Annotated in this window: 6 protein-coding genes and 1 pseudogene; all 7 read right to left on the reverse strand. The window is 34.6% G+C overall.

The features are described from left to right. Positions 1–412 (reverse strand): GLPGLI family protein (locus WFK35_RS19715; RefSeq protein ID WP_336734105.1); only part of this gene is annotated, 412 nt, incomplete at its 3' end. Positions 413–438: 26 nt separating this feature from the next. Beyond that, a complete protein-coding gene (locus WFK35_RS19720; protein WP_214589970.1) occupies positions 439–999 on the reverse strand; it encodes a sugar O-acetyltransferase in 561 nt (186 codons plus the stop codon). Positions 1,000–1,083: 84 nt separating this feature from the next. Next, entirely contained in the window at positions 1,084–1,986 is a 903-nt protein-coding gene (locus WFK35_RS19725) for a GLPGLI family protein (RefSeq protein WP_336734108.1), read from the reverse strand. A gap of 68 nt (positions 1,987–2,054) precedes the next feature. Then, positions 2,055–3,920 (reverse strand): M56 family metallopeptidase, encoded by a 1,866-nt coding sequence (locus WFK35_RS19730; protein WP_336734110.1) that lies wholly within the window; start codon positions 3,918–3,920, stop codon positions 2,055–2,057. 2 nt (positions 3,921–3,922) lie between these two features. Beyond that, entirely contained in the window at positions 3,923–4,288 is a 366-nt protein-coding gene (locus WFK35_RS19735; protein ID WP_076389915.1) for a BlaI/MecI/CopY family transcriptional regulator, read from the reverse strand. Positions 4,289–4,529: 241 nt separating this feature from the next. Then, positions 4,530–5,702, reverse strand: coding sequence for an ABC transporter permease (locus WFK35_RS19740; protein ID WP_336734112.1), 1,173 nt, complete (start codon positions 5,700–5,702; stop codon positions 4,530–4,532). Further along, positions 5,699–5,913: pseudogene (locus WFK35_RS19745) on the reverse strand (ABC transporter permease); the annotation flags it as partial. The pseudogene WFK35_RS19745 and the gene WFK35_RS19740, both read right to left, overlap by 4 nt.

The following is a 5,913-nucleotide window of genomic DNA, read 5'->3' on the forward strand; positions in this document are numbered from 1 at the left end:
TTGCTTTTTGTGCATTAAATTCACCTACTTTTTGTTTTTCAGGTAAAATTTTCCAGTCTATTTTCCTGTCATCGGAAACTTTGTACTCATCCATATCCAAACGATTGAAAAACAAAATTTTATAGTCAGGATAAGATTTTTGAACAACATAAGGAACCATTCCGAACTTAATTTTAGAAAAATCTCCGTTCTGATGTTTCGATTGAGCTTCGATCAACGAATCTGAAATATATTTATCTCTGCTGTAAAATTTCGAACCTTTCTTAGAAACATCAAGATATATCGATTCTGTGATTGATACATCTTTTTTTGTAGAATCTGAAACAAATCTGTACTCATAAACAAAACGTTTGTTTTGGGCATTAAACAACATTCCCAATAGCAACGCAAACGCAATAATGATCTTCTTCATTAATATTTTTTATTTAGTTTAAATTTTTAATTCATAATATTTTTCACCACTTTACAAGGATTTCCCACTGCAACCACATTGTCCGGAATGTCTTTGTTTACGACACTTCCCGCTCCGATCACCGAGTTGTTTCCGATAGAAATTCCGGGAAGAACCACTACATTTCCTCCGAACCATACGTTATCTCCTACTGTAATGGGATGAGCAGATTCAAGACCTTCGTTTCTTTGTTTAAAATCTATGGGATGATTTGCGGTGTAAAAACTACAGTTGGGACCGATAAAAACATGATCTCCGAAAGTTACTTTCGCACAATCCAGAATTACCAGATTATGATTCGAATAGAAATTCTCTCCCACTTCAATATTATATCCGTAATCGCACCAGAAACTGGGTTCTATGCAGATATTCTGTTTTGTTTTGCCTAAAATCTTTCTCAGCAGTGCCGCTCTTCCTTCAGCATCAGAATTTTTCAGAAGGTTGTATTCCTGACAAAGATCTTTTACTTTAATTCTTTCTTCAATAAGTTCCTGGTCGTAATTGGCATTATACAAAAGTCCTTTCGCACATTTTTCCTTTTCCGTCATATTTTATGATTTGCAGTTCTAAAGATAACAAAAACAAAACAGGGCAAAAATTACTTTCGCCCTGTTTAAGAAATATTTAACCTATTATTTTACAAGATCCGGCTCAATAGGATTGTTATTTTTTGCCAGAGATTCTTTTGTTCTCTTTTCCATTTCCCTGAAAACCTGATTAGGATCTGAAATTTCTTTTCCGTCTGAAGTTTTTACTTTAAAAGTCATCTTAGAGTTATCGGTATTTCTCATCATCATTTCCCTCATGTTTTTAGCAGGATCATTTACATAATCTTTCCACGCTTTTCTGAACTGATCTTCCGTTACTTCAAGCTCTTTTCCACCCATCCCGAAAACCCTGATGTTTTGCGGAAGTTCCGGTTCTTTTTCTGAAGCAGCAGCTTGGGTAACCTTTTTATTTCCGACCAAAGTCATGATGTGGGAACCTGTAGTATCTTCAATTTTAACAATCAGTCCCGGTAAACCGTAAAATTTATAAGGTCCGTCCTGAAAAGGAATATCCGTAGAAAACCACGCAATCCATTCTCTTCCGCCAAAGTTTGTGGTTGCTTTCTGCGTATTGTATTCCCCGATTTTCTGCTTGTCGGATAAAATTTTCCATTCCGGTTTCTGATCTTCTCTGATTTTATACTGATCCGAAGAAACACTTCTGAAAAGATATGTTTTAAAATCGGGATAGCTTTTGGTTACTTTGAATGAAACCTGTCCCGGATTTTCTCTTCTGTTAACACTGATATTTCCGGAAAATGATTTGATCTGCTTCTCCAGTTCTGCTCTGGAAGTGGAATCGGCGACAAATTTTGTTCTGCTGTAATAATTCGAACCGTTTTTATCAATATCAAGGTACATCATTTCGCTTTTCACGTCTTCCTTATTATTGAAATCGGGAATGAATTTATAATCATAGAAAAAACGGTTGATCTGTGCATTGGCAAGAATTCCCGCCAATAAAAAGAGGAGTAATTTATATTTCATAAACTTTATTTTAAAAAAAACTCTGCTGTTATTTAGTTTCAAATAATCAGCAGAGTCTAAAAACTTGATTATTTAGTCTGAATTCGGATTTCGCCCTGCATCTTTCCGTCTACATTTCTTTTGTTTACATCCATTCTTTTAATGGTTTTAGAATCCAGAGCCTGCATTTCTTCATTGGTAGATTCTTTTCCGTTAATATAGATCTTCATATCTCCCGCTCCGTTTAGATTTTTGATGCCCGAAGCAACAACAGATTGATTTTTATTATCGATTTTAATATTGTCTGCATGGATTCTGAACACTTTTTCATCCGGGAAACCTCTGAAAGTATTGCCATAAATGTATACTTTTCTGTTTCCGTCCAATGCTCTTCGTTCTGCTTCCAGTTTAGCTCTTTCGCCCTCTAATTTGGCTCTTTTTTCTTCCAGCTTTGCTCTTTCTTTCTCAAGTTTCGCTCTTTTTTTAGCCATTGCCGCAGATTCTTTTACTTTTGGTTCGGAAAAATTGAAGCTGTTTTCAAATTCCGGCGACCATTTCATATCTCTGGAATCACGGAAAGAGTATACTTTTACTTTTGGCGCGTTTGGCGCTTTCGGTGCATTGGGCGGACTTGGAGGAGCATCGGAAAATTCAAAACTCATTTCTGGAATATCAGGAATTTCAATATTAAGTTCTTCCAGATCTTTCATTTGATCTTTCCATTCTTTGGATTTAAAATAATCGTTGATATTAACATCTTTTCCGTCCATTCGGATCACCATTGCCGATTTCAGAAAATCTTTTGAGCTTGCAATTTTTCCGATTTCTCCGGATAATTTTCCGATTTCTTCGAGGTTTTTATTGTACTCGTCACTTTCAGGTTTTAAACTTTTCAGATTCTGGCTTTTTTCCTGAATCTTTTTGCTTAAATCTGCTATTTTTTTGTCGTCTTCCGATTTTTTATACACTTTTGGAGTTACGACAACACGATCTTTTGAATCTGGAGTAATAGTATCTTTTTTAATGATAATTTGATCTCCTTTTTTAATCTGAGAAATGGCTTTCTCAATTTCTATATTCGTTGCTTTAATTTCCTGGTTTTTGGCATTTACCAAATAAGCAAACGCAACAGAAAATACTACCGGCAATGCAAAAATTCTACGCGCATACCCGAATTTGGTTTTAGGTTTTTGTAACATTTTTAATCGTTTTTTTAGATTTGAACTAAGAAACGGACTGGTTGCAGGCAACTGGTTTCCGGAAAAGTGGCTTGCTAAAAGCATCTGCGCAAATGCTTTGGTGTCCGATTGTTTTACGGCTTTTTTATCAGCCAGATATTCGTGAATTAAACTAATTTCTTTTTTGATGAGATGAAAAAAAGGATTGAACCAGAAAACAGAGGTAATAATCTCAATAAAAATTTTATCGAAGGAGTGTTTCTGTTCAATATGCACCATTTCGTGCTTTAAAATCTGTTTTCCGAGATCAGAATTCAGTGTGATGGAATTCTTCCAGAAAAGATTTTTAAAGTAAGAAAAAGGAGCTTCGGATAAGTTTGTATGGTAAAAATTAATCCCGTCGAAACTTTCTTTCTGAAACTGACTTTTAAGCTTTTGGATTCTGAAAATCCCGTAGACGAATCTTCCTAAAAAATAGAAAGAAACAAGTCCCAAAGCCGAAAAAATAATTCTAAAATAAATGTAATCATTGTTTGAGTTTTTAATTGTATTAAAATTCTGTACCTGATCTATCAACTTATACAATTCATTGCTTACTTCAATGGTAAAGTCTTCAACCTTTATTAAAGGAAGCAATAACGAGATGAGCATCGCAGACAAAAGATAAAATCTGTTGTAGTGATGAAACGTCTTGTCTTTTAAAGACAACTGATAATACAGAAACGTTACACCGGAACATAAAATAACTTTTCCGAAATAGAGAAGTACAGTTTCCATGGTTAGTTTTTCTTTTTAAGTTCGTTTAACAGCATCTCAAGATCTTCCACTGTCATTTCATTTTTTTCGACCAGAAAAGAAACGGCACTTTTATAAGATCCTTTGAAATAATTTTTCACCAGACTTTTAATGGTTTTTCCGGAATACTGCTCCTTGGAAACCAACGGAAAATACTCATGCTGTCTTCCGTATACATTATAGTCTACAAATTCTTTTTCTTTCAGCACTTTTAAAATGGTAGAAACAGTATTGGTGTGAGGCTTTGGTTCAGGGAAAAGATCAAGAACGTCTTTCAGAAATCCTTTTTCCAGTTTCCATAAATACTGCATCACCTGTTCTTCTGCTTTTGTTAAAGTCTGAATTTTCATATCGTTTTCATTTTTATCATTAAATGTGACATAAAAATATTCACGAAAATTTTATATCACTAAGAAATTAGTTATACAAATGTAGAAATAAAATTCATCCAAACAACTATTTTTTTAGTGATAAAAGATTAAAACAAATAAATAATTGATAATCAAGTAAATAAATTTTATTAAAATTTGTTAAAGAAATTTTGGTAGGATTATTTGCCTGGTTTTAAAAATCCTCAGATCATCATAAAGATCACTCCCGATTTTTCTTTTCTGATACTGATGAACTGACTAAATATTTTATTCTCAGAATCAGAAGACATTCAAAAATGATCCATAAAATAATAAGATGAATGACGGAAGGAAGATTATCTGAGAGCGAACCTCCGGATTGTACAATAGAAATAAAGGTCTTTAAAAACGGCGACGTGGGCAAAGCATCAGACAAAAACTGAACAAATTTCGGCAAAGCCTGATATGGCATTGAATATCCCGTAATCAGAAATATCGGATACGAGGAAAATACAAGAACCTGAAATGCAAAAAGTTTCGTCTTAAACAAACTTCCGATCAGCATTCCGAAAACGATAATTGTGGAAATGAATAACGCAAAAATTACCGCAAGATCAATGGCGTTTCCGCGAATTTCAACCCCGAAAACAGAAAAATTCACTACAGCGAAAAACAATCCGAAAATCATAAAAGCAAAAAAGTAAAGAATGCTTTTTCCAAAAATCATTTTAGAAATGCTCTGTTTTGAAATTTCATAAAGATTCAGCAGTTTATTTTCTTCTCTTTCTGAAGTAAAAGCCGCCGCAACGCCAATCAGAAGTGTCTGCTGAAGAATAATCGCCAATAGACCGGGCAACAGAAATCCTCCATATGTCATACTCGCATTGTAAAGCGGACGGTAATCCATATTGATGGGATTCGTCATTTTCATGGATTCATCTTCTCCCATTCCCTGTTTGTTAAAGTACGTTTTCCTCACTCCTGCTCCAACCGTTAAACATACTTTGGTCGCAGTGCTGAGTAAATCGCTGGAAGGTAAAAAACGGGAGGCATTGAGAACCATATTCACATTTGCCTGTTTCTGCGATAAAATATTTCTCTCAAATCCCGATTGGATATAAAAATACCCCTGAACTTCACCCTGATACATTTTTTTTTGTCCTTCGGCAATATTTGAAGCCGGAACGATTTCAATCATGGAAGTGGAATTGAACTGCTGCGGCAATGTTCTGGAAATGGCGGTTCCATCATCATCAATTAACGCCAGTTTTACCTTTTCTTCACCTTTGTTTAAATAAATACTTCCGTACATGAATGCGTACAGAATCGGAGCGAGAAGCAAAATCAGAAACAAGCTTGAATCTTTCGAAACATTCCGAAGCTCTCTTTTAAATATCTCAATGATCTCCTTCATATGCTCTTTTCTTTAAGATAGTTATTAATTTTTCTCTGAAAAAACACAATGCTTAAAGGAAATGTTACTCCGGTAAAAATCAGCAGTTTAAAAATCTCAGGCGTTGCATATGATAAGGGAAGCTCCATGAAATAAAGCTTAATAAAACCATCCAGAAAGTGCGTGTAAGGCATAATGTCTGCATAAAACTGATCGTACCAAGGCATCGCCC

The organism is Chryseobacterium sp. VD8 (assembly GCF_037149975.1).
Lineage (GTDB): Bacteria > Bacteroidota > Bacteroidia > Flavobacteriales > Weeksellaceae > Chryseobacterium > Chryseobacterium indicum.

Excerpts from the sequence above, each read along its gene's own strand:
- WFK35_RS19740 (WP_336734112.1), bottom strand. The coding sequence starts at position 5,702 with ATGAAGGAGATCATTGAGATATTTAAAAGAGAGCTTCGGAATGTTTCG.
- WFK35_RS19725 (WP_336734108.1), bottom strand. The coding sequence starts at position 1,986 with ATGAAATATAAATTACTCCTCTTTTTATTGGCGGGAATTCTTGCCAAT.
- WFK35_RS19720 (WP_214589970.1), bottom strand. The coding sequence starts at position 999 with ATGACGGAAAAGGAAAAATGTGCGAAAGGACTTTTGTATAATGCCAAT.
- WFK35_RS19730 (WP_336734110.1), bottom strand. The coding sequence starts at position 3,920 with ATGGAAACTGTACTTCTCTATTTCGGAAAAGTTATTTTATGTTCCGGT.
- WFK35_RS19735 (WP_076389915.1), bottom strand. The coding sequence starts at position 4,288 with ATGAAAATTCAGACTTTAACAAAAGCAGAAGAACAGGTGATGCAGTAT.